At 38.9% G+C, this 21,689-nt stretch carries 17 protein-coding genes; 14 read left to right on the forward strand and 3 right to left on the reverse strand.

All coding sequences use genetic code 11. The annotated features are described in order from the left end of the window. The first annotated feature begins 58 nt into the window (after nt 1–58). From PAP_RS09595 to PAP_RS09645, 11 genes are all read left to right on the forward strand, one after another. Nucleotides 59–1,900, forward strand: a complete 1,842-nt coding sequence (locus PAP_RS09595; protein ID WP_048165796.1) for an Ig-like domain-containing protein — start codon at nt 59–61, stop codon at nt 1,898–1,900. Next, the gene (locus tag PAP_RS09600) at nt 1,897–2,913 is read left to right on the forward strand and encodes a DUF4350 domain-containing protein (protein ID WP_201769536.1); all 1,017 of its coding nucleotides are present in this window, start codon (nt 1,897–1,899) and stop codon (nt 2,911–2,913) included. Before PAP_RS09595 ends, PAP_RS09600 begins: the two co-directional genes overlap by 4 nt. Next, nucleotides 2,910–3,839: an AAA family ATPase gene (locus tag PAP_RS09605; protein ID WP_048165797.1), complete on the forward strand. Its 930-nt coding sequence runs from the start codon at nt 2,910–2,912 to the stop codon at nt 3,837–3,839. Before PAP_RS09600 ends, PAP_RS09605 begins: the two co-directional genes overlap by 4 nt. Further along, entirely contained in the window at nt 3,836–5,119 is a 1,284-nt protein-coding gene (locus PAP_RS09610) for a DUF58 domain-containing protein (protein WP_048165798.1), read from the forward strand. The genes PAP_RS09605 and PAP_RS09610 overlap by 4 nt, the downstream gene beginning before the upstream one ends. After that, on the forward strand, nt 5,116–5,679 hold the full coding sequence (locus PAP_RS10145) for a hypothetical protein (RefSeq protein WP_052649139.1): 564 nt from the start codon (nt 5,116–5,118) through the stop codon (nt 5,677–5,679). The genes PAP_RS09610 and PAP_RS10145 overlap by 4 nt, the downstream gene beginning before the upstream one ends. A gap of 89 nt (nt 5,680–5,768) precedes the next feature. After that, nucleotides 5,769–6,476 (forward strand): glycosyltransferase family 2 protein, encoded by a 708-nt coding sequence (locus PAP_RS09620; protein WP_048165799.1) that lies wholly within the window; start codon nt 5,769–5,771, stop codon nt 6,474–6,476. A gap of 82 nt (nt 6,477–6,558) precedes the next feature. Beyond that, nucleotides 6,559–7,626 carry a glycosyltransferase gene (locus PAP_RS09625; protein ID WP_144368021.1) on the forward strand — a complete coding sequence of 356 codons (1,068 nt, stop codon included), beginning with the start codon at nt 6,559–6,561 and terminating at the stop codon, nt 7,624–7,626. Between the two features lie 40 nt (nt 7,627–7,666). Next, nucleotides 7,667–8,761 (forward strand): glycosyltransferase family 4 protein, encoded by a 1,095-nt coding sequence (locus PAP_RS09630; protein WP_048165801.1) that lies wholly within the window; start codon nt 7,667–7,669, stop codon nt 8,759–8,761. Next, nucleotides 8,758–10,632: a hypothetical protein gene (locus tag PAP_RS09635; RefSeq protein ID WP_048165802.1), complete on the forward strand. Its 1,875-nt coding sequence runs from the start codon at nt 8,758–8,760 to the stop codon at nt 10,630–10,632. Before PAP_RS09630 ends, PAP_RS09635 begins: the two co-directional genes overlap by 4 nt. Further along, nucleotides 10,629–11,918 (forward strand): glycosyltransferase family 4 protein, encoded by a 1,290-nt coding sequence (locus PAP_RS09640; RefSeq protein WP_048165803.1) that lies wholly within the window; start codon nt 10,629–10,631, stop codon nt 11,916–11,918. The genes PAP_RS09635 and PAP_RS09640 overlap by 4 nt, the downstream gene beginning before the upstream one ends. 4 nt (nt 11,919–11,922) lie before the next feature. Next, nucleotides 11,923–13,368 carry an alkaline phosphatase family protein gene (locus PAP_RS09645; protein WP_048165804.1) on the forward strand — a complete coding sequence of 482 codons (1,446 nt, stop codon included), beginning with the start codon at nt 11,923–11,925 and terminating at the stop codon, nt 13,366–13,368. Here PAP_RS09645 and PAP_RS09650 read toward each other — a convergent pair. Next, nucleotides 13,365–14,894, reverse strand: coding sequence for a flippase (locus PAP_RS09650; protein ID WP_048165805.1), 1,530 nt, complete (start codon nt 14,892–14,894; stop codon nt 13,365–13,367). The genes PAP_RS09645 and PAP_RS09650 overlap by 4 nt on opposite strands. Before the next feature lie 49 nt (nt 14,895–14,943). Beyond that, the gene (locus tag PAP_RS09655) at nt 14,944–17,283 is read right to left on the reverse strand and encodes an oligosaccharyl transferase, STT3 subunit (RefSeq protein WP_048165806.1); all 2,340 of its coding nucleotides are present in this window, start codon (nt 17,281–17,283) and stop codon (nt 14,944–14,946) included. Between the two features lie 1,069 nt (nt 17,284–18,352). On the opposite strand from PAP_RS09655, the gene PAP_RS10150 reads away from it, so the two are divergent. Next, nucleotides 18,353–19,201, forward strand: coding sequence for a DUF835 domain-containing protein (locus tag PAP_RS10150; RefSeq protein WP_052649140.1), 849 nt, complete (start codon nt 18,353–18,355; stop codon nt 19,199–19,201). A 56-nt stretch (nt 19,202–19,257) separates the two neighbouring features. Here PAP_RS10150 and PAP_RS09665 read toward each other — a convergent pair whose 3' ends face one another. After that, nucleotides 19,258–20,253, reverse strand: coding sequence for a sugar phosphate nucleotidyltransferase (locus PAP_RS09665; protein WP_048165807.1), 996 nt, complete (start codon nt 20,251–20,253; stop codon nt 19,258–19,260). Between the two features lie 87 nt (nt 20,254–20,340). Here PAP_RS09665 and PAP_RS09670 point away from each other — a divergent pair, with 87 nt between their 5' ends. Next, complete coding sequence (locus PAP_RS09670; RefSeq protein WP_048165808.1) at nt 20,341–21,288, forward strand: NAD-dependent epimerase/dehydratase family protein; 948 nt, start codon at nt 20,341–20,343, stop codon at nt 21,286–21,288. Nucleotides 21,289–21,434: 146 nt separating this feature from the next. Further along, on the forward strand, nt 21,435–21,662 hold the full coding sequence (locus PAP_RS09675; protein ID WP_048150718.1) for a ribbon-helix-helix domain-containing protein: 228 nt from the start codon (nt 21,435–21,437) through the stop codon (nt 21,660–21,662). The last annotated feature ends 27 nt before the right edge of the window (nt 21,663–21,689 follow it).

A 21,689-nucleotide genomic window follows, 5' to 3' on the forward strand; every position in this document is an offset into this window, starting at 1 on the left:
CTCGTAAACTTTGAGCAAAAATTTAAAACATTTGCCCTTGATTAAATTGAGAGGGACTATGAAGAGAATCATCACCCTGGCTTTAATCATGTTGATTCTTTCACCACTGGGATTAGCATTGGATAGGCAAATCCCTCTGGAGGAGGCCAAGAAAAGCGATGAGGGAGTGTACAGATTTTTGGAAATCCTGCTCAACTATGCAATCTCCTCCACCAACGCCATAGTGGATGAGAGAAACACGTCTATAGACTACAGCAATCTTTTAGGGGCTAGGTTAAATCAAACGGTGGAGGAAATAAGTTTTTACAAATCGAAGGGCGTCACCAGTGCAGTGGAGGAATATATCCCCCCATTTTTGGGGCTCCATGATGGAATTAGGGATATAATAAAGGGCCAAATGCTATTTTTAGGGAACATTGATAGGGTGAAGGAGAAAGACCGCAGAGCGTATGCGCTTGCGCTCAATGGTGTTGAGATGGGAAAGGAGGGTATTCTGAAGGTAAACGAGAGCATAAGGGCAATAGCCGAGTTCACGTTCGTAAGCGAGGAGCAAAACGAGCTCAAGCTAAATACCGACCGGCTTGAGGAGAACTTAAAAAAGATTCAGAAGATGTTCCAAAGCTATGAGAGGATACTAAGAGAATATGACGTCCTTGGAGGGGAGGACAGATTAACGTTATACGCCTCCGATTTGAACCCGCCAGTATTTGAGAACGTGACTTTCTACGGTCATGCTAAGGGCCTCGAAAAAATTAATCTTCATGTAAAAGATTCCAACGGTCTAGAAACCATACTTCTAGTCTCAGTTTCCAAGGATCGATTCCGCTTTGTGTATTCCTTTAGTGAAATAGGGACCTACAAAGTCTTTGTTACCGGAAAGAAAAACGGCAAAATTTTGAGATCAAATACGTTGATATTAAACGTCTCAAGAATACCAACAGAGATAATTGCTTATGGTGGGAGCGCATACATAGGAACAAGCTTCGAACTTACAGGAGTTCTTCAGGACTACCGGGGTAATCCCCTAAAAGGACAGACGGTTTTTATAACGTTTAAAAACACCTCTATGAGTACCGCAACTGACGATACCGGTGCATTTAGCGCAAATCTCACCAGCAAGCAGGCGGGGAGATATGAAGTTAAAGTATCCTACAATGGAGATGAGCTCTACGCTCCAACATCCTCAACAGTAAAAGTGGCATTTTTGAGGCGCCCTCTTATGATAAAGCTCAACTCTCAAGAAAAAATCAAAGTAGGGAAGCCTTTGAAAGTAGAGGCAGTCGTAGCCTCAAAATACGAAGTGCCCATAACTATTTATGTCGATGGAAAGCAATACAAGGAGATAAAAGCAAAAGGCAACTTTGAATTTACTGTCGTGTTCAATGAAACAGGCAGGCACGATATTCAAGCGGTTTTTCAAGGTGATAGCTTTTACGCTCCGTCAAAATCCAACATCCTGAGTGTTGAAGTCATCGAAGGAGTTCCAATTCTAAAAGCAATATTATTCTTAATCTTAAGTGTGGGAGGCTTTTTAGCATATAAAGCGCTCTCAGCGAAGACAACGATAGATGGAATGAGTGAGGAGGAGTTTTTGGCACTCTTAAAAGCCCAAGAAAAGGAGGAGAAGAAACAGAAAAAGAGAAGCAAAAAGCTCAACGACTATTACAAGGTTTTATACTCAAGGCTCATCAAAACCTATAGACTCAAAAGGAGCACGACCCCAAGGGAGCTCTTAGCCCGGGTCAAAGATGAGCCCTTCGTAGGGGATTTAGCCATCGCAACGATACTCCACGAGAAGTACACATACTCAAAGAAAAGACTCAGCTCAAACGAGATTATCGAGTTCATAAGGTCTGTGGGCAGAACGTTATTAGGGTTTTTAGTGAGGGATGAGCTGTGAGAGGGGTCGCTTATGGCATATTACTGGCACTCGGCATCTTCATGCTCATAATGCCGCTATCCCTTCCATTGTTCATGACAAACGCAGAGTTCAGCGTTTTGAATCCCCGCTGGAATGGATGCTCCAGCTTTGGGAAGTTGCTTTACAATGAGTCTAAACCAACCCCAATAGTGTCCCCCTTTGACTCCTTCGGCCTCGGAAGTAAAGAAGGAGCACTGATAATAATCGGGCCGGATTTGGGGTATTCACAAGGGGAAATTTTGGAGATCAAAGCATTTCTAGAGAACGGCGGGACTTTGGTTTTGATGGACGACTTTGGAACAGGCAATGAGATCTTGGAAGGCCTCAATCTAACCGTGAGGTTTGCAAAAGAGCCGTTCTTGGATATCTTCTACTACAAAAATGAGAACTTCCCGCAGCTCGTCAAGATTTTGGATCCGGCTTTGGGCAAAGGAGTGGACAAGATCGTGCTGAATGTACCCTCATCTCTTTTAAACACCCAGGGCGATATATACACGAGTAAAGTGACCATCCTAGGGAAGAACCAGAGAGAATATCCAATAATGACCGAGCTGAGCTATGGAAATGGAAGGATAATCCTATTTTCCGACCCAAGCGTGTTCATAAACGACATGTACAAAATAAACGAGCAGTTCATAAGAAACTTTGTGGAGTATATAAACGCAGACAGAATTTACATCGATGAAGCACACCACTCAAACTTCAACATCTACCAGCAGGGCTACATAAGGGTAAAGAGAGTTATAGACAGAGAAAAAATCTTCTACATATTCTTAACCGTCGCTGTGATAGCACTCATCATTGAGAGCGGTTTGGCCTTGAACCTTGCTGAAAAAATCGCCAATTTGATTTCAAAATTCATCCCGAAAGAGGAGAAGAAGTCAATCGAAGATATTGTAGCATCTCTGTCCAAAGAGGGGTATGATGAAAAGGTTTTATTGAAGATGATTGGAGAAATTGAGACAGGTAAAAAGTTAGGTGGTGAAAAATGAACGGAAAGGAGTTCCTCGAAAAGCTCGAGGATGAAATACACAACGCTGTTGTTGGAAAAGAAGATGTCATAGAGCTTTTGGCAGTTGCCCTGCTCGCTGAAGGTCACGTTATACTCGAAGGCATTCCGGGGGTCGCGAAGACTACTATAGCCAAGAGCTTTGCCAACGCGATTGGGTTAAAGTTCTCGAGAATCCAGCTCACCCCCGATCTTCTCCCGGCGGATATTATAGGCACGCTCTACTACGACCAAAAGAGGGGAGAGTTTAAAATCAAAAAAGGACCGATCTTTGGCAATATAATCCTTGCAGATGAAATAAACCGTGCACAGCCCAAAACTCAAAGCGCTCTGCTGGAGGCGATGCAGGAAGGCCAAGTGACTATAGAAGGTCACACATTAAAGCTCCCCCGGCCTTTTTTGGTTATCGCAACCAAAAACCCTCTCGAGTTCGAAGGGGTCTACACACTGCCCGAGGCTCAGCTGGACAGGTTTATGCTCCAAATAAAAGTCGGCTATCCAACCAAGGACGAGGAAATGAACATGCTCCTCAGAAAAGACAGAGGAAAGTTTAGAGAAGTGGAGCAGATATTCACCCCCACCCAGATATTGGGCCTCATGCAGAGGGTTAAGCAAGTCAAGACGAGCGAAGCTGTGCTGGAGTACCTATACAAGATTATAGCGAGAACTAGGAGAGATGATAGACTTCTGGTAGGAGCATCCCCGAGAGCCGCGGAGCACTTATTATACGCATCCAAAGCGCTGGCTTTCCTCAGGGGAAGGGATTATGTCATTCCAGATGACATAAAAGCCGTAGCGGTAAGTGTGCTCGTTCACAGGCTTTTAGTTAAAGCCGAATACGAGCTCGAAGGAGTGAAAGCGGAGGAAATAATAAGAGAGATCCTCGATGAAATAGAGGTGCCCATATGAAGCGTGAGGATATGCTGTGGACGCTCATAGGACTCAGCTTCGTCCACGGATACTTAGCTTCCAATCCATTTAGTGCGGTTTTTGGGGCGAGCTTGGGTGGCTATTTGATATACTCAAGAATGACGTTTAAGCCAAAGGTTGAAGTTGAGAGGAGTGTTGATGAAAACCTCGAAGAGGGGAAAAAGGCTAAAGTAACCCTTAAGGTCAAAAATCTCGGGAGCAAAGTGAAGATTAGAGTGAAAGAAAATGCTCCCCCCTGGGTGCAAGTAGAAGAGCCAGAGCCGGTGCTGCTTTCGCCCGAAGAGACAGCGTATATCGTATACCACATAATCCCCAATAAGAGGGGGGAATATGAGCTCTCAACAAAACTCGAGGTTTATGATCCCTCCGAGCTCTATTTTGAGGAGTTTGATGTGGGCACGTATAGATTGGAGGTCTATCCTTCAGTGGACTCTCTACGGGAAGCTGCAAAAGAGGACTACAACATTAGAATAGGGCAGATCTATAAGAAGAGCATGCTTTTGGGTCTGGAGAGCATGGAGCTCTATGGACTGAGAGAATACCTCCCGGGTGATGACTTGAAGAAGATAGACTGGAAGGCGAGTGCGCGTTTGGGAGAGCTCATTGTTAAGGAGTTCCTAAAAGACAGCGAGAGCGACGTTTACCTGGTTCTAGATGCCACCAGAGAGATGAGAAAAGGGGTCAAGAGGGCAAAGATAGACTACGCCTCAACACTTGCCCTTCACATGGCCACATTACTTCTAAAGAGGAACTACAGCGTGGGGATGATAGTATACACCGATGAGGGCTTTAGAATAATTCCCCCATCGAGGGGAAGGGAGCAGCTCAACAGGGTAAGGCTGGCGGTTAAGTTTAAACCCGAGAAGGGACTGCCAAGCTTAAAAGGGAACATCTCAAAGTTCAGCGAGAAAGGAAAGAGGTTCCTCAGGAAACTCTTCCCCAGGAAGAGAAGAAGCTTTGTCGAGGCACTGTTAAACATAAAAAATCCATCCTATTTAATAGTGATTACAGACCTGATGGGCCATACCTCCCAGCTCTACAGGGTCATTATGATGCTCAAGAAAAAGCACAAGGTCATTATACTCTCCCCAAACCCGATACTGTTCTATGCAGAAAAGCTTGATGAAAATGAGCTGAAGTTTCTCTATAAAAGGTATTTGGAAAGGGAAAAGATGCTGAAAAGATTCAACGCCCTTGTCCCCACGATTGATCTGGGGCCGAGCGACTACCTAAGGGAGATTGTGAGGGAGATAAGATGATGTGGCTGATAGCTTCGCTCATAGGAGGGTTTATACTAAAAGCCAAAGCTGTTGTCTTACTTCCCCTGGCTTATCTGGCATCAAAGAAAAGCAAAGAGCTGGCTTTGGCAGTTTACTTCTTCTATGGGGTTATACTCGTGAATGAAGTTTTCATCAGGGATGTGCTGTCATATGAAGGAGTGAGAACATTCATCCTAATAGTGCTCCCGTCGCTAATGGTGCTCAAGGAGGTATTGGAGGGCTTTGAAGTGCCCAAGAATATTGATGCTATATTACTATTTCCAATAATTTTTCTTTTCTTGGGGATTTTACATGAAGTTTTGTTTTTTGCAGGTATTATTTTTATGGTATTTCCAAAGCTGAATATTAAACACTTTGTTACGGCGAAAAACTTATTAATCTCGATTGGGTTGTTATTTCTAGGATTAATCACCATAAGATTAGCCTATGAACCTCTCTACACCCCGGAGACCCAAGTTGCCATAGTAACAGCTTTCACAATATTGGCTACTCTAAAGGAGCTCACGGAAATAAGACGGGTCGAATTTAGGTGGGAGTAAAGTTGAAGATTTCCGCTTATAACTAAGAGCTGACCATTGAGTCAGATGTTGCTTTGGCCGGCGATATCTGTTGAATAGGAGGGCAAATCATGGATAAAAAAAGGCTGGTGGTGCTGCTTCCGGCGTTTAATGAGGAAGACACTATTGGAATGGTTATAGACGAAATCCCTTTTGAGAAACTGCAAAATTTGGGATATGATATCAAAATTGTTGTGGCAAATGGTCCGAGCACAGATAGAACAGAAGAAATCGCCAAGAAAAAAGGAGCAGTTGTGTATAATATCGCAAAGGGCGGAAAAGCAAGGGATGTAAAACATGCTCTTAATATGATTGATTTTCATTATGATTATCTCGTTATGCTCGATGCGGATTATACATATCCTTCTGAGCATATCTATGATGTAGTCAAAGCTTTGGAAAGGTACGATGTTGTTATAGGCTCAAGACTGAAAGGAAAGATTGAGGACGGTGCAATGCCTAAAGTCAACAAGTTCGGAAATATGATGTTAAGTTTAATGGCGAATATTTTGTATGACAAACGAGTAAGCGATGTGTGCACGGGTATGTGGGGTTTTAGAAAGTATGTTCTAGATTCAATTGAAATCGATGCCGATGGTTTTGACCTTGAGGCAAACCTTTATGTCGAGAGCGCAAAGAAAGGCTTTAAAATTGGAGAAGTCCCAATCAATTATAGAAGAAGGCCCAATAAACCTAAGCTTGGAAATGGATCAAGTTTAGGTGCGGTTAAGACAGGACTGAAGATTGGATGGTACCTAGTTAGAAAGAGAATTAAATAACGGGGGTATATTACTCGTGTCAGCTATTTTAATAATTTCACCCCATACAAAAGTTAGATTAAAAACAACACCCACCGAGGGGGTGGAAAGTAGAATATCCTATCTTGCCCAAATATTTGCCAAAAATAAAGAAATCCTAATTATTGAGCCATCAGACTTGAAAGATTATGAAGAAAGTTATAACAGAGTTTATTTCTATGCATTTGATTTTATAAAAATAAAGAACATGCGTCTGGGATCATATTTTTTATCTTTAAATCCATTTTATTACTATGCACTTTTTAGATATCTAAAAAAACATCACCCTTCAATTATCCTAATAAGTCAGCCCTGGGGAATTTTTTCTACTTATTTAGTTGTAAAGAAAATTTTTGGGCTTAATTCTTCTATTATACAAGATTCCCATAATGTTGAAAGTGAGTATGCAAAAATTATTATAAAAGACAATAATATCCCAAAAGTAATCAAACTATTTTATCTTATCACCATAGGCTTTATTGAGAAATTATCCCTAAATTATGCTGATTATATATTGGCAATAAGCCATAAAAATAAAAAAACATTCATAGAAAAATACAGGGCAATCCCAGAAAAGATAGTCGTTATTCCACCACTTGTTAATGTTGAAAAAAGACCAAAAGTCAAGAAGAGTAAAGAGAACAAGCATCAAGTTTGGGCTGTATTTCATGGCATCTATAGGACAGTTCAAAACAGAGAAGCTATTGACATTATAAAAAACAGACTCACAAGAGAGTTTAGAAAATATAAGAATTTCCAATTCATAATTTTTGGCAAGGGAGTTCCTAAGATGAATAATGGCACATTGATATCCCTTGGATTTATTGAGGATATTTATAGTGTCCTTAGAGAATGTGATATTGCTGTTGTACCATTAGTAAGTGGCGAAGGTGTTAAGCTTAAGGTCTTGGACTATATGGCTGTTGGTTTGCCGATAGTAACGACTAAAAAAGGCGCTGAGGGGTTAGAGTTGGTAAGTGGTAAGCATGCAATAATAGTAGATGACGTGAATGAAGAGTTCATAAAAGCTATTGAATATTTAATTGAAAATCCCAAAATAAGAAGAAAACTAGGGTATAATGCAAGAAAAATAGCTGAGAAGAAATATGAGTGGAAAAAAGATAGGAGATAAAATTGGTAATGACAGTAAATTATTTGTTCGGTGAGGAAAAATGAATATTTTAGTTCTCTCTCCTAAACCTCCATGGGCTCTAGGTGGGGTTGAAAGAGTAGTTAAGGAAACTACACTTCGCATAGCCAAAACGAGGGAAATAAATATTGAAATATGGTGCAAAGGATCCAAAAATGAAATCTTGTTCTGGAATGGAATAAAAGTTAGAGTATTCAAATCTTTTTTTGGACTTAGTCTAACTTTGATTGGGGAGCTAAAAAGGGCACAAAAAGAATTTGATGTTATTCACATTCATGGAACCTCAAATCTATACCCTCTCGAGGTGTTAATGGCTATAGAAAACTGGAGTAAAGTAGTTGTTTCCTCTCATTATCATCCACAAGGGAGCACTCTACTGTTTAGATTAACAAAGCCAATTTATGATAAATTCATTGTTTCTCAGTATCTTAACAAAGCTAAGAAGATTATCTGCGTTTCAAACACTGAAAAGAACATCCTATTAGATACCTTCAAATTATCAAGAGACAAAATGAGAATCATATACAATGGGGTTCCAATAGAGAAAATTAAGAAATTCAGAAACAAAAGAAAAATACTGCATGATAAAGTTTGTATTCTATATTTTGGGAGATTAGAGAAATATAAAAATGTGCATATCCTTATAAAATCCTTAAGGTATCTTCCAGAGTCCTTTATTCTTACTATTGTAGGCGATGGTTCATATAAAAGAGAATTAGAATATCTCACAAAAAGAATAAATTTAAAAAATAGAGTAAAATTCCTAGGGGTGCTTTCTGAAGAGGAGTTATATACCACACTACATTCTTGCCATATAATTGTTAATTTATCCAATATCGAAGCTTTTGGACTTATGGTTGTGGAAAGTTTAGTTGCTAATAAACCAGTAATAGTTAATAATAAGCTGGGGCTTAGAGAGCTGGCAGAGTACTTTACTGAAAGCATCGTCCCAATTAATGAACCTACACCTGAAGATGTTGTTAGAGCTATCAGAATGTTGTCTTCAAAAAGAAAAGTCAAGGTAAGAGGACTAAAAAATTTTAAGTGGGAAAGAATCGCAAAATTGTATTATGTCCTTTACAAAAGCGAATTAAAGAGGGAAGGTGGGGCAGAATGAGATTCACAGAAATATCGAAGAAAATAGCCGCGTTCACCTTAGTCATTTCTCTTTCTGTCTTACTATATGTATTCACAAAACAAGGAGATAAACTTAGTTTAACGTTTTTCCAGGTCTTATCTGTCGTTATTGGAAGTTTTGGTTATTTGATGTTACCCAAAAGTTCTGAAATACTTAGAATAAGAAAAGTTTCGAAGTTTAAGATGTTCTTTTTACTTTTGATATCTTTAGGGTTGTTTATGCTATCTGTAATTAGTATATTAGCACAAGAAAACACCAATAGGGGAGCTATTACTCTCCTTGTGTTTTCGATAGCACTCAGTCTCTTAATCTTTTATGGAATTATATCCCCCCCTATTACATCTAGATATATCCTACTTACAATACTATTGCTCACGGGTTTCATCTCAACATTTTATGTAGGGGGAATCATTCAGTACCAAGACGATCCTGGTGCATATTTAGTAATGACTAAATCCCTTATCACTCATAGCAAGGTTACACCAATTCCTTTGTGGTTTCACCACTATGGTATACCTAACTACAACATATGGCAAGCTATACTATTGTTAGTGCCAGAAATCCACGAAGCAAATTTGCAGCTAATTTCAACAGTAATACTAGTATTTAATTTTCTTCTTCTATCATATATTCTGTTCAAAAAAAAGTTTAACAAAAAAATTGCTTACGTTGCTATGGTACTCTCATTAATTTTCCCTATAACTTTAAAATGGGCATATGTCCAAGACAGCAGGGCTTTTGCTATGATTTTCATATTGCTTGGTTTGATATCCTATCTCTCCTTTGAAAAATCGCCTGCCTATATTATCATATTAATTCTCTCATGGTTTTCAATCCTAAATTCCCACTATTTTTACTCTCTCGTGTTTGTAATTTTAATCTTCATACCGTTAATTGTTCTAGTAGCATTGCCAATAAGCAACAACAATATACAACATCTAAAAGCACTATCCAGGTGGATAATTATGTTGGCTATTATTAGCTATGTTGGTAAAGTCTCAATGTATCGAGATGTTTTTTCTCCTTTTGTATTGGGGTTTTACAAGTTACTATATGGCGGAAGCTTGAAAAATTTGACAATAGCGTCCACTACACATTTTACACTAGGCGAGCTTCTTATGTACCTCCCATTCTTGGTATATGTCAGTTTTTCCATAATAGGTGGTCTTCTTTACCTTGAAAATTTTGATTTTAAATCGACCGAGGATACGAGAATCCTGTTATCCCTGATTTCCCTCGGAGTCTTATCTATCCCTCTTCTTAAAATGGGAATGTATATGCTTAATCCGAGGAGAATATTCTACTTTTTAGGATTAATTTTTGGATTATTATCTTCCATTGCTATTTGGAGAATCATCGCTGTGATAAGAACTGAAAAGTTACGAGATGCTTTGATATTCGTTATAGCCCTATTTATTTGCTTTTTGTCAATCTCCTCAAATCTTAGCAATCAGTTGGATCCTGTTTTTTATAGTGGAGAGTACCCTGTTTTATATTACCACGCTTCTTCAGAGAAATACAGTATTTGGGGCATTAGCAATCGCATCGATAGAGAACTTCCTATTTGTTCTGACTACAAGACCACGTCGAGATACGTGGTGCCTATGTGGATGTATATAAATAGAAGAGTTATTACAGACATTTCAGACCTTGATAAGTGCTCAGGCTATGCTATTTTCTCTTATATTGCACTTAATAGTAGCTTTCTGGTGGATCCTAATACCCAGTATGCTGAAGGAACAGTCTCTTTATTTACCTTAAGAGACAGAATCAACAGAAAATTGTTATATAAGGATAAGATCTATGATGGTGTTATTGTAGTATATAGTCTATGGAGGTCAGAAAAATGAAAATTCTACAAGTCGGTTCGGGAATTCCCCCAGATTTTATTGGAGGAGCCGAGATTTATATGTATAATTTGGCAAAAGAGATAAGTAGATCGCATGAAGTTCATGTAGTTTACCCCACATATGCAAAGACGATTAAACAACCCCAGATTGTTAGCAAAATATACGGCAACCTTCATATACACACTCTGCAAATTCCACAGTTTGCATTGTTTAAGGCAATTCAAATAAAAAATACATATACCAACAAAAGCATAGAACAAAAGTTCATGGATTTTTTAATTCACATAAAACCAGATGTAATTCACTTTCATAATTTGTGGAGGTTCAGGTCAGCCAAATTAATTGATGTTGCCCACCAATTAAATATTCCAGCAGTCATCACTCTTCATGATTACTGGTTTTTATGTCCATTTTCCACTATGATTAATTATAAAAATAATATTTGTGATATGCCTGAACCAGATAAGTGTTATAGATGTTGGGTTGAAAAACTCTCCGCAAATACTCCAGTTAAGCAATTAAGACCTTTTTTGAAATTCACATTAAAAAGGCTCAATCACCCCCAAGACTTCAAAAAAAGGAATGAATTTTTAAAACATATGCTTTTAACTGTTGACAAAATTATAGCCCCTTCAAGGTTCTTAAGGAAAATGCTCATTAGATATGATGTGCCAGAGGGGAAAATAATATACTTGGAAAATGGATACAATCTAGACGAATTCAAGGGATTTAAGAAAAGAGCGAAAGATACTGACAAAATTATTTTTGGATTTGTTGGACGGGTTAGCAAAGAAAAAGGTCTCCACATTTTAGTTGATGCATTTATGGATATACCTGAAGACAAAGCAGAGTTAAGGATTTATGGAAATTACGACCCAAACTCAGAATATATCAAAGAACTTCTGGAAAAAATAAAAAGCAAGAAAAATATAAAGCTTATGGGTAGGTTTAAGGATGTGAGAGAACCATACTCGGAAATTGATGTTCTAGTGTTCCCTTCAATATGGTATGAGAACTGTCCTTTAGTTTTAGCGGAAGCACGAGCTACTAAAACTCCTGTTATAGCCTCAAACTTGGGTGCAATCCCAGGATTTGTAAAAGATGGAAAAACGGGATTATTATTTAGGCCGAGAGACTCAAAAGATTTATACGAGAAAATCATGCGTATTATCGAAAATCCATGGTTAATAAAGAAATTCAAGAAGAACATAAAACCTCCAAAGAGCATGAAAGAGCATGCAAAAGAGATAGAAAGCTTGTATATATCATTACTCGCTGGAAGGTGATCTCATGAATGAGCACTTGAAAATAGTCATAATTGGCCTTGATGGCGCAAGTAAAACAACAGTCCAACTTGTTGGACTAAAGAAGGATACGATTTATGATTTCATATCAACAATCCCCCCATACACTCCCCCAGCATGGACTTCAATTTTTACTGGAGTTAATCCAGCAAAACACGGCATAATTGGATGGCAAAAGATTGATATTAATACACTAAAAACAAAGCTTGTTACTTCACATGATGTTAAATATTCCCGATTATCAGAACTTTTAGATACTTCGGGACTGAAGAGTATAGTGATAAATCTTCCAATGACATATCCTTTTTCTGGAATAGTCAATAAGAATAACACAATTATCGTTTCTGACTGGGCGGCTCCTGAACAGACAATCTATCCTAAAAAGCTATCTCAGACATATAAAGAATACCTTATCAACCCACCACACGATTGGGCGAGCCACATTGAAAACAAAAAAGAATACGCTTCACTTGTCAAGGAATATATCCAAATTAGACTTAATTTTTACTATGAATTGCTGGAGAAAGAAGATTGGGATTTATTTTTTGTAGTGTTTAGCGAAACAGATTGGTTCTCACATATATATCCGCATATTCTGGAAGGGAAAGACAAGGGGTTAGTTGCTCCCATTTTTAAGATCCTTTATAAGTTCATACAAGATGCCCAAGAAACTGCAGATATAACATTTGTAGTTAGCGACCATGGATTTGAGATTAAAAACAAAGTATTTTATGTTAACTCCGCCCTCGCTAAGGGTGGATTTATTAGCTACAGTAAAACCAAGCTTAAGTTGGCAAGATTAGTTAACAAAGTATTTCCGAAATCTTTACTCAAGAGAGCAGTTGAATCTTCAAATGCTCCCTCTAATATTCTTGAAGCAACACTAAACCCTGAGAAAACTCACGCCTTTATGCCCCCAGAGCCCACAACATGGGGAATGTATACTAAAGATGCGTCAATAAAAGAGAAAGTCAAGCAGTATCTTCAAAATTTCGAAGAAATCAAAACGATCGTTGAATCAAGCAAACTCTATAACGGCCCACATGTTGATAACCTACCCTCATTATTCATTATTCCTGCTAAGGGTGTGGAATATTCATACAAGCTCTCGGAGAAGATAACTGAAGCAAAGTACATGGCCGACCATGAAATTCATGGCATTTTCTCAGTCACTGGAAAAGGAATTTCCGAAGATATTAACTTTAGTAGGTTGCCAACTGTTTATGATATTGCCCCAACAATCCTCCACATCTTTGGCTTACCAATTCCAAACGATATGGATGGAAGAGTTTTAATAGAAATTTTTGAAGAAGATTCGGAATTCGCTAAAAGGAAACCAAAATATGTTGACCCAAGCTACTATGAGAAAAGACAAGAAGATGAAAAGCTTAAAAAAGCAATCAAAAACCTAAAACTAAAAGGCAAAATCTAAACAAATCTTCTCAACACTCTTTTTATTATTCCTGAATCCACTCCTAATTTCTTTTCTATCGCCAAGAACAGTTCAATATCCTCTTTATCAATACTCTTACTGAGTAAAACTAAGAAGAAGTATATCAAAAGAAAAACAGCTAAAATTAGAATTGCATACCATATACTTGGCACCCTCAAGTGCAAACTCTGAATCAGTCCCAACAACACAAAACTAATAACTAACGGCTTCACGTAATTCCAACTAAAGGGATGAATTTTGGTTCTCCGATAAAGCCTAAAAGAATTCAAGACATTGGAAATAAAGTAGGAAACAGCAGTGGCAACAGCCGCACCTTTCATGCCATAAGGAGGGATCAGCAGAGCATTTAAAATGATGTTAAAGACTGCTGCAATGAATGTAGAAAAAGAAATAAACTTGCTCTCCTTTACTATTATCAAGCTCCATCCATTTAAACCTAAGAAAGTGTGAAACATAAAACCTAACGCTAAAATCCGAAGTGCTGGTGCCGCTGAAGTATACTTAGCTCCAAAGAAGAATCCTATTGTAGCCTCGGGAAAGAGAAACATCACTGCAAAGAGGGGAAGAGTAAGCAAGAACACCCACTTAGTCAAAATCTGATAAACTCTGCCCATCTCTCCAATCTTCTCCTGGGCATAGAGTCGTGACGCTATCGGGACATAAAGGAACGATGCAGAGCCTAAAAATATTGGAAGCAGTTTAGCTAAGGGAGAAGCAGCATTATAAAGCCCTACAACTTCAGAAGACTTGTAATAACCAAGCATTAAAGTATCAGCCCACGTCATTACAAAGCCTAAAAGTCCAGTAAACAGCAGGGGAAGAGAAAAGACAATTAACCCTCTCCCGAGCTTTAAATCCAGCGAAGTCTTAAACTCAAAGAGCTTAACCTTCAGGACATCAAAAATCAAGGCTAAAAGCGTGAAAGCCTGAGCAGCAATGTATGCGAAGAAAACATAAGCAAAGGGGAGGTTTAAGAGAGCTCCAGCTATAACAAAGATTAAAAACAGTGTGGGATAAACCACGTTCTGAAAATACACTTTCTCCCTAACCCTTCCAAAACCCTGGGAGATCGGAATTATCGTTCCAATTAAAGCCGAAAACGGCAAAGCAAAAGCCACTATTTTCAAAGCGTAAGCTAACCTCGTTTCATTAAAAATTTGAGCAATATCCTCAGCACCAAGAATTAAAACTATCACCCAAATTATGCTGTTCACTGCTACAATTATCAAAGCTGTTGAAATCAAATCTCTAACTCTCGAAGGCTCTTTCTCCCTATAAAATGCAACTTCCCTAGGAAGAGAATTTTGAAAGCCAAGCGTAGCTATTACAAGAGCAATACTCAAAACAGTCAATGCTAAATTAAAAACACCATATTCAGAAGTTGAATAATGCCTCGCTATTATTGCCCTGCTCAAAAACTCAAAAAACAACCAAAATACAGTTCCAAAAAATACAATCCCCGTCCCTTTAGCAATCCTCTGCAGAGCTTGGCTTGCTTCGCTCATTGGATTTCACCTTTTGCATCTTTTGCACTAGTATTGCTCCATTTTTGAATCATCTTCCATCAATCCTAAAAACTCCCCTATCTAATACCGTTTTCTTTTTGGAGTAGATATATCTAATAATTGTCCCATTGACTTCAGCCGGAAGCTCAAACTCCTTCAAGTCTTTTACAGGATACCACTTCTCAAAGACCAGTGTTCCGTTCTCCAAATACGCAAACACTCCCAAGTCAGTTCCCGTAGCATTCTCAAACTTGAAAATTATCTCGCTGTTATTTCTTTCAACAACAACATTTGGATGCTTGAACTTAAATATCTTGATATATCCGCCATCCGAATAGACTAGCTCATAATCCTTTGCATACTCATCGGTGAACATGAGTTTAGCTAAAGTCGTGTTGAATGTCTTCTCACTCATTAACACAGCATAACCGTAGTTTAAGTTTATATAAATGTAAGCATTTCCAACTTTTTCACCTTTAAAAGTGAGCTTTGTTAAGTTGTTCCTATACTCTAAAAAGACTTCTCTCGGCGAGAATACTTGGCCACCAGCGTTTACCAAAATTTGCCACCTCTCACCAGGCTGGGCAACTATTTTGTATCCATCCTTTTCAAAAAGCAGAGTTCCGAATTTAGAAACCAAGGGCAAAACTACCAGAGCATGATCCTCTTTTGAAACATTGACAGTATCTAAAACCGCACTAAACTTTAGGGCTGTGTCATAAGAAACGATTATATAATCAACGCCGGAGTTCATGGCCCATCTTTCGCTCAAATCACCCAACAAGTATCGAGCCACACCCTGATTCGGAACCATCTGTGCAACAGTTCCCCTCCTTGCATAATATTCAACCCAAGCCCCATAATCCCACCATGCTAAAACAATATCGTTTTCATAGGAGTTGTTTTCCAGCCAGGTTAGAGAACCAACCCAATGATCGTTAATTAAAGGCCTCTCTGCTTTAACCCTACTAAATCCAATGGCAAAGCCCATTGAAAGCAAAATCACTATGCTGAGATTTAGTGCCAAAATCTTTCTCTTATCTAAATTGAAAGCACTCAATTGTTCATAAAGTGCAATTAGTCCTGCCCCACTCATTAATGCAACTGCCATCGAACCTATGAATAAGAATCTCGTCCATGTATAAATCATATAGATGCTTGGAAATATTAAACCGAGGCTTAAAAAGTCCGCAATTTTCACTCTCTTTGGTGTAAGTCTCAGAATGAACAAGAGACTGAGAAGCATCCCAATATTGTATGCACTCCAAAGGTCAGAAAATGTTGAATGCTGTGTCTCCAAGATAGGTGATTCTTTAAAGATTCCAAAACCCGAGGAAAGCTCCTTCAATATTTCAAACTTACTGAACACTAAAAGCACTCCCACAATGGAGAATATCAAAATAAGTACAGCCCTCTGTTTTTTATCCTTTATAACTCTACTAATCATCATGAGTACGAGAATCACAAGCAAAGCCAATGGGACAAGGTATTTCAAGTGGATTAATAGATAAACATCCTTAATTCTGCCTAAGTTTAAACCAAATTTCTCGACTAATTTTTTAGCAAGCCATTTCTTCCCTCCAAGCATTCCATATCTAAGATGCCCACCGAGATAATTAGCAAATAAAACACCAAGAGCTGTGGAGAGTGTTAAAGCAATCGAATGCTTGAAATAATTCCTTTTATCCAAAATAAACGCCCCGATTGCTAAAAACATGGCATTTCCAAGCAAAAAGAGAAATATCGGATAATACGCTGTCCAAAAAGCGCTCGCAAACCCACTTGCAAAAGCTGGAATTAAATAGAACATATAACGTTTGTATCTCCAAGCTCTCCTTTTGTATTTAAACGCCAATGAAATCCCAAACAAAGCCACGCTGTACCAGAAAAGCATGTAATTATCACCGCGGTAATAATTGGCCATTGACCTAAAAACGTGCCCATACATTATCGCAAGGAAGAATGAGGAGAAAAACGCCTCCTTTTTTCCGTAGAAGTTGAGCACTGCCAAATAAAAGAAAGCTACTGTTAAAACACCAAAAATTGGTGCTGTCACCCTAAATGCATCATATAAAGAGACTCCAAAAATCTTCAAAAGTTTCCAAACAAAAACTGGAGTTGCATAAAAGCCCAGAGGATGCCATGAATTATCAAACAATTGTCCCCAAGGAGCACTAGCCAAAGGATAAAAGTTAATCCAATACCCAGCCCTCAAGCTCTCCTCAATGTAAGCCAAGTGAAAATAGGGGTCATAACCGAAAAGGTAGTGATATCTCAATGGGAGAAGCCTAAATATCGCAGCAATAATCACCACAAAAGAAAGCGCATACCTCGGCTCGAGTATTCTCCCACTCAAGTTCACTACCTTTTCAAACTTCTCGTTCCTCATGAATACCCCTCAATTAGTTTACATACCTTTGGGAATAAGATGCAGAGCGTGATAAGGGCATTCCTATAACCTGCCAAAATAAAATAACTCAGACGAAAGATAAAAATGTTGTGCTCCCCGCACTGTGTTTTGAAGTATCCAGAATGACCAATGGAGCATAAATATATCTAATGCATTGCACAAAGGACATTTTCACTTTGTTATAATTCCACTTAAATACCACATTATTTTTAATAAATTCAAATTTAATTTTGCTTTAAATAAAAATAATGGAACAGAAAACTTTATATATTCCAAAGCCAACATTAGTATGAGGGGTACTGTGTAGGAAGGGACCGAAGCGAAAGCTTCACCCTGACCCAGAGTTCATACCTAAACATGGGTCTTGCAACTTACCCAGAGTTGTAAGGTTCATGTGTGAAGGTGTGGACCCTGCCTCAGAGCGAAACTCACTGAGGCCCCACCTATATAGTACCCCTCATTTTTTCTATAGCACCTAAAAACAAAAGTTATCAAAGCACTTTTTTAAATCTAAAAATTGCTCCCCTTAGAGGTTTTTCTGGAATAAAATACTTTTTATCTCTCTTTTCAACCATACCCGCACCAATAAGATTATTCAGCATTCTGTAGAAAACCCTCTCAAAGCCTTTCTATGAGCATCCCATGAAGCTCGTCAATTCTTGAAACCGGCCTATCCCGAAACCTCATAAGTTTCACCCCTGAAACCTATTAAGACTTTCACGGAGGAGCTGAAGAAAGTCTTTCAGGTCAAAAACATAGAAGCCTTCCTCCTGAAAGCATCTTTTTCTTTCAAAGATTGCCGAGAAATATAAACAAGTTTCGACTAATCGTGATTATAATAAAGGGAAAGCATAAATCTGTAGAATAACCGCTAATTTTTTCTAACAACGAACAGCTAGGTCAAAAGGGGGAAGAGAGCTCTAAATGAGTAGTTGGCAGGGAAAAGAGAGCTTATAGTTACCGTTAAATGGAAACTGGCTAAAGAAAATATTTATAAATCCTTGAATTATTCCTTAATGATATTTGATTATAATACGGTGATATAGTGATGCTGGATATACTCCTCGATGGTATTGAATTTGTAACAATAGCAGGTCTTTTCATCATTTTAGTTTTGGCAGTAAAGTTTAGAAGGCGATTTATTGAAAAGTATTCCCGATTAAAAAAGTTTTATGACGTAATTTTAGCCAGCATAACCCTCGACTTTGTGTCGGAATTCTTTTATCTCCCGGATTATATTGACTTTCAGCTTAGCGAACAACAGCTTGAAGCAATCCAAACAATAGGAGATTCACTCTATGCGTTATCGGTCTTATTATTCATAATCGGATTTGGATACCTCTTCTCAACACTCTTAGAGCGGTATGAACTAATTCCCATCATCATGGAATTTAAAGAAGAAAAAATAAAAAGTGAAGCTGTAAAGCAAATCCCGCCGGGAGTTTACTTGTGTAACACTGAAATAGATTGCTATTCTCTGTTTTTGGAAATCCTCAAAAAGAGGCCGGGATTAATAGTTTCCAGAAGACCTCCATATATTATTAGGGAAACATTCGGACTAAAGGAAACTCCTGTATTGTGGATCACCAAGGTTGATGGTGAAAACACCATTCACCCAACGCGGTTGGAGTATTTAATGCAGATCCTAGTCGATTTTATGAAAAAAGAAAATATTCCAAAGGCTATTCTGTTAGACGGTTTGGAGTATTTGATTCTAGAAAATGGTTTTGATCCAATGTTCAAGGTTCTAACCAAGCTTAAAGACTATGCGATTATAAATAACACAATAATTCTGGTTCCGGTTATTAAACACGCCTATAATGAGAAAGAATTTGCCCTAATAGCGAGGGAATTCACAAACATTCGTGAGATATTAACCACTAATAAGCGTGCCTAAAGACCAGAAGATTTCATATTAAAAAGGAAAAATTTGTTGGGACATAAAACCTTAAGCTAATCTCCCCTCTGTATTTTCGCATGTCCTCCAACGAGGCTCTTCTTAAGCTCCAAATTCCTTATCTCGCACTTTTCATCGATTATGGAACGCCAGATCGTTGAGTTCCTGATTATCGTGTTCCTAAAAATTATGGAGTCGCTTACATCGGAACTATCAATTACGCAGTTTTCGCCTATATACGCATAGGGCCCTATCATAGACCTCCCCAAAATCCGGGCACCCTTCTTTATCACCACAGGAGGGATTATTTTGGAGTATGGGCTAATTTGAATCTCTTCTATGTGGCTTTCCTTTAGCAAAGTTCTCAACGCCTCAAGATAGCTGTCGGAAGAACCTATATCGTACCAGTAGTTATCGAACTTGTAAGCGTAGATATCAACCCCATCAGAAAGCAACCACTGAATAAAATAGCCCGGGGAATCCCTATTGCCATTTTTTAAATACTCATCAATCCTGGCCATTATCTCCTTGGGGAATGCATAAACACCTGTGCTTATCAGTGTAGATTTGGGCTCAGCAGGCTTTTCTTGGAAGTCTATAACCCTGTTCTCCTCAAGCACCACCACACCATATCTCTTTGCCAGCTCAAAGTCGCCAACATCATAGACAGCTATCAGCGGTTTGCCTGAGTAGTGCTTTAAGAACTCGTTTAAGCTGAAGGAGAACAAATTATCACCTGCTATTACGAGATAATCGTCCAAGCCTAGTTCGTCTATAGCTAACTTCAGCGCTCCAATAGTGCCGAGCTTCTCCTCCTCGTGGAGCGTATCTTCAACTAAAAGCTCCACGCCCTTATCTTCAGCATAGCTCTCAAAATACTTGGCGAAGAAGCGGTTTGTGGATATATAAACTTCCATATCAAGCTCTTTTGTCTTCTCAAGGATGTAATCGAGAATAACCCTATCCCCCACAGGCAGCAACGCCTTGGGATTATCTTTGGTTATGGGCCACAAACGAGTAGCATAGCCGCCAGCCATAATCAATACTTTCATCGCTATCACCTTGATTCACAACTCGAGTGTTAAAATTTACGCCAAAGATATTTAAATCATTTTGCATTAATAGTTGTGGTGGTAAAAGTGAAAATCCTCGTAACAGGCGGTGCTGGATTTATCGGTTCACACTTGGTTGATGCGCTAATGGAGAGGGGCCATGAAGTTAAAGTTGTTGATGACTTAAGCGCCGGGAGCCTGGAAAACATTAAAAGGTGGCTGGATAACGAGCGCTTTGAATTTATAAAGGGCGACTTGAGGGAGCCGAGCGTTTGCAGCGAAGCTGTTAAAGGAGTGGAGGCTGTTTTTCACTTGGCAGCTAACCCCGAGGTTAGGATTGGCGCCCAAAGTCCAGAGCTTCTCTACGAAACCAATGTTTTGCTCACGTACAACATCCTAGAGGCCATGAAAAGAGAAAATGTTGAATACCTCATCTTCACCTCATCATCAACCGTTTATGGTGACGCTAAAATAATTCCCACACCTGAGGACTACGCTCCTCTAGAACCCATAAGCGTCTATGGAGGAGTAAAATTAGCGGCTGAAGCTTTAATCAGCGGCTACGCTCACACCTTTGATATAAAGTCGCTCGTCTTTCGTTTGGCAAACATAATTGGAGAGCGCTCCAACCACGGGGTAATCTACGACTTCATAAACAAGCTCAAAGCAAATCCAGGGGAGCTTGAAATTTTGGGCGATGGAACGCAGAGAAAGAGCTATCTCCACGTTAGCGACACGGTTGAAGCTATGTTATACCTCTTCGAGCGCTTTAAAGAAGAAGGAAAAATTTTCGACGTCTACAACCTCGGCAGTGAAGACTGGATTACGGTTAAGGAAATAGCAGAGACGGTGAGCAAAGGAATGGGCTTAAATCCAAAATTCCGCTTCACCGGTGGAGTTGATGGAGGAAGGGGCTGGAAGGGCGACGTAAAGTTCATGCGTCTGAGCATAGAAAAAGCCAAAGCTAAGGGATGGAAGCCAAGGATGAACAGCTATCAAGCCGTAGAAAGGACTGTGAAAGAGCTCTTGGGTTAAAATGCATAATTTATCAATCGTTACTTTTTGTTCCATTTTTGAATATTTCTCCTAACAGATTTTCAACTTTCAAACGAAATCTTTATATATTTCTTTGTTGGCTAATTAAATGTAATTAAATATCATTAAGGTTGGAGGTGTTTGTGATGGCTGATGAAAAGAAGTACACAACAGTTTCAATTCCAAAGCCCCTCTATGATAAGATTAAGGCAAGAATAGAGGGAACAGGATTCACTTCAGTTTCAGACTACGTTACATACGTTTTGAGGGAAGTTTTGGCAAGCCTTGAGGAAGAGGAGAAGGAAGAGGTCTTCAGCGAAGAGGAAGAAGAGAAGGTTAAGGAGAGACTGAGGGCTCTTGGGTACCTCGACTGATTCTTTAACTCTTTCTTAGGTGATGGT

The organism is Palaeococcus pacificus DY20341 (assembly GCF_000725425.1).
Lineage (GTDB): Archaea > Methanobacteriota_B > Thermococci > Thermococcales > Thermococcaceae > Palaeococcus > Palaeococcus pacificus.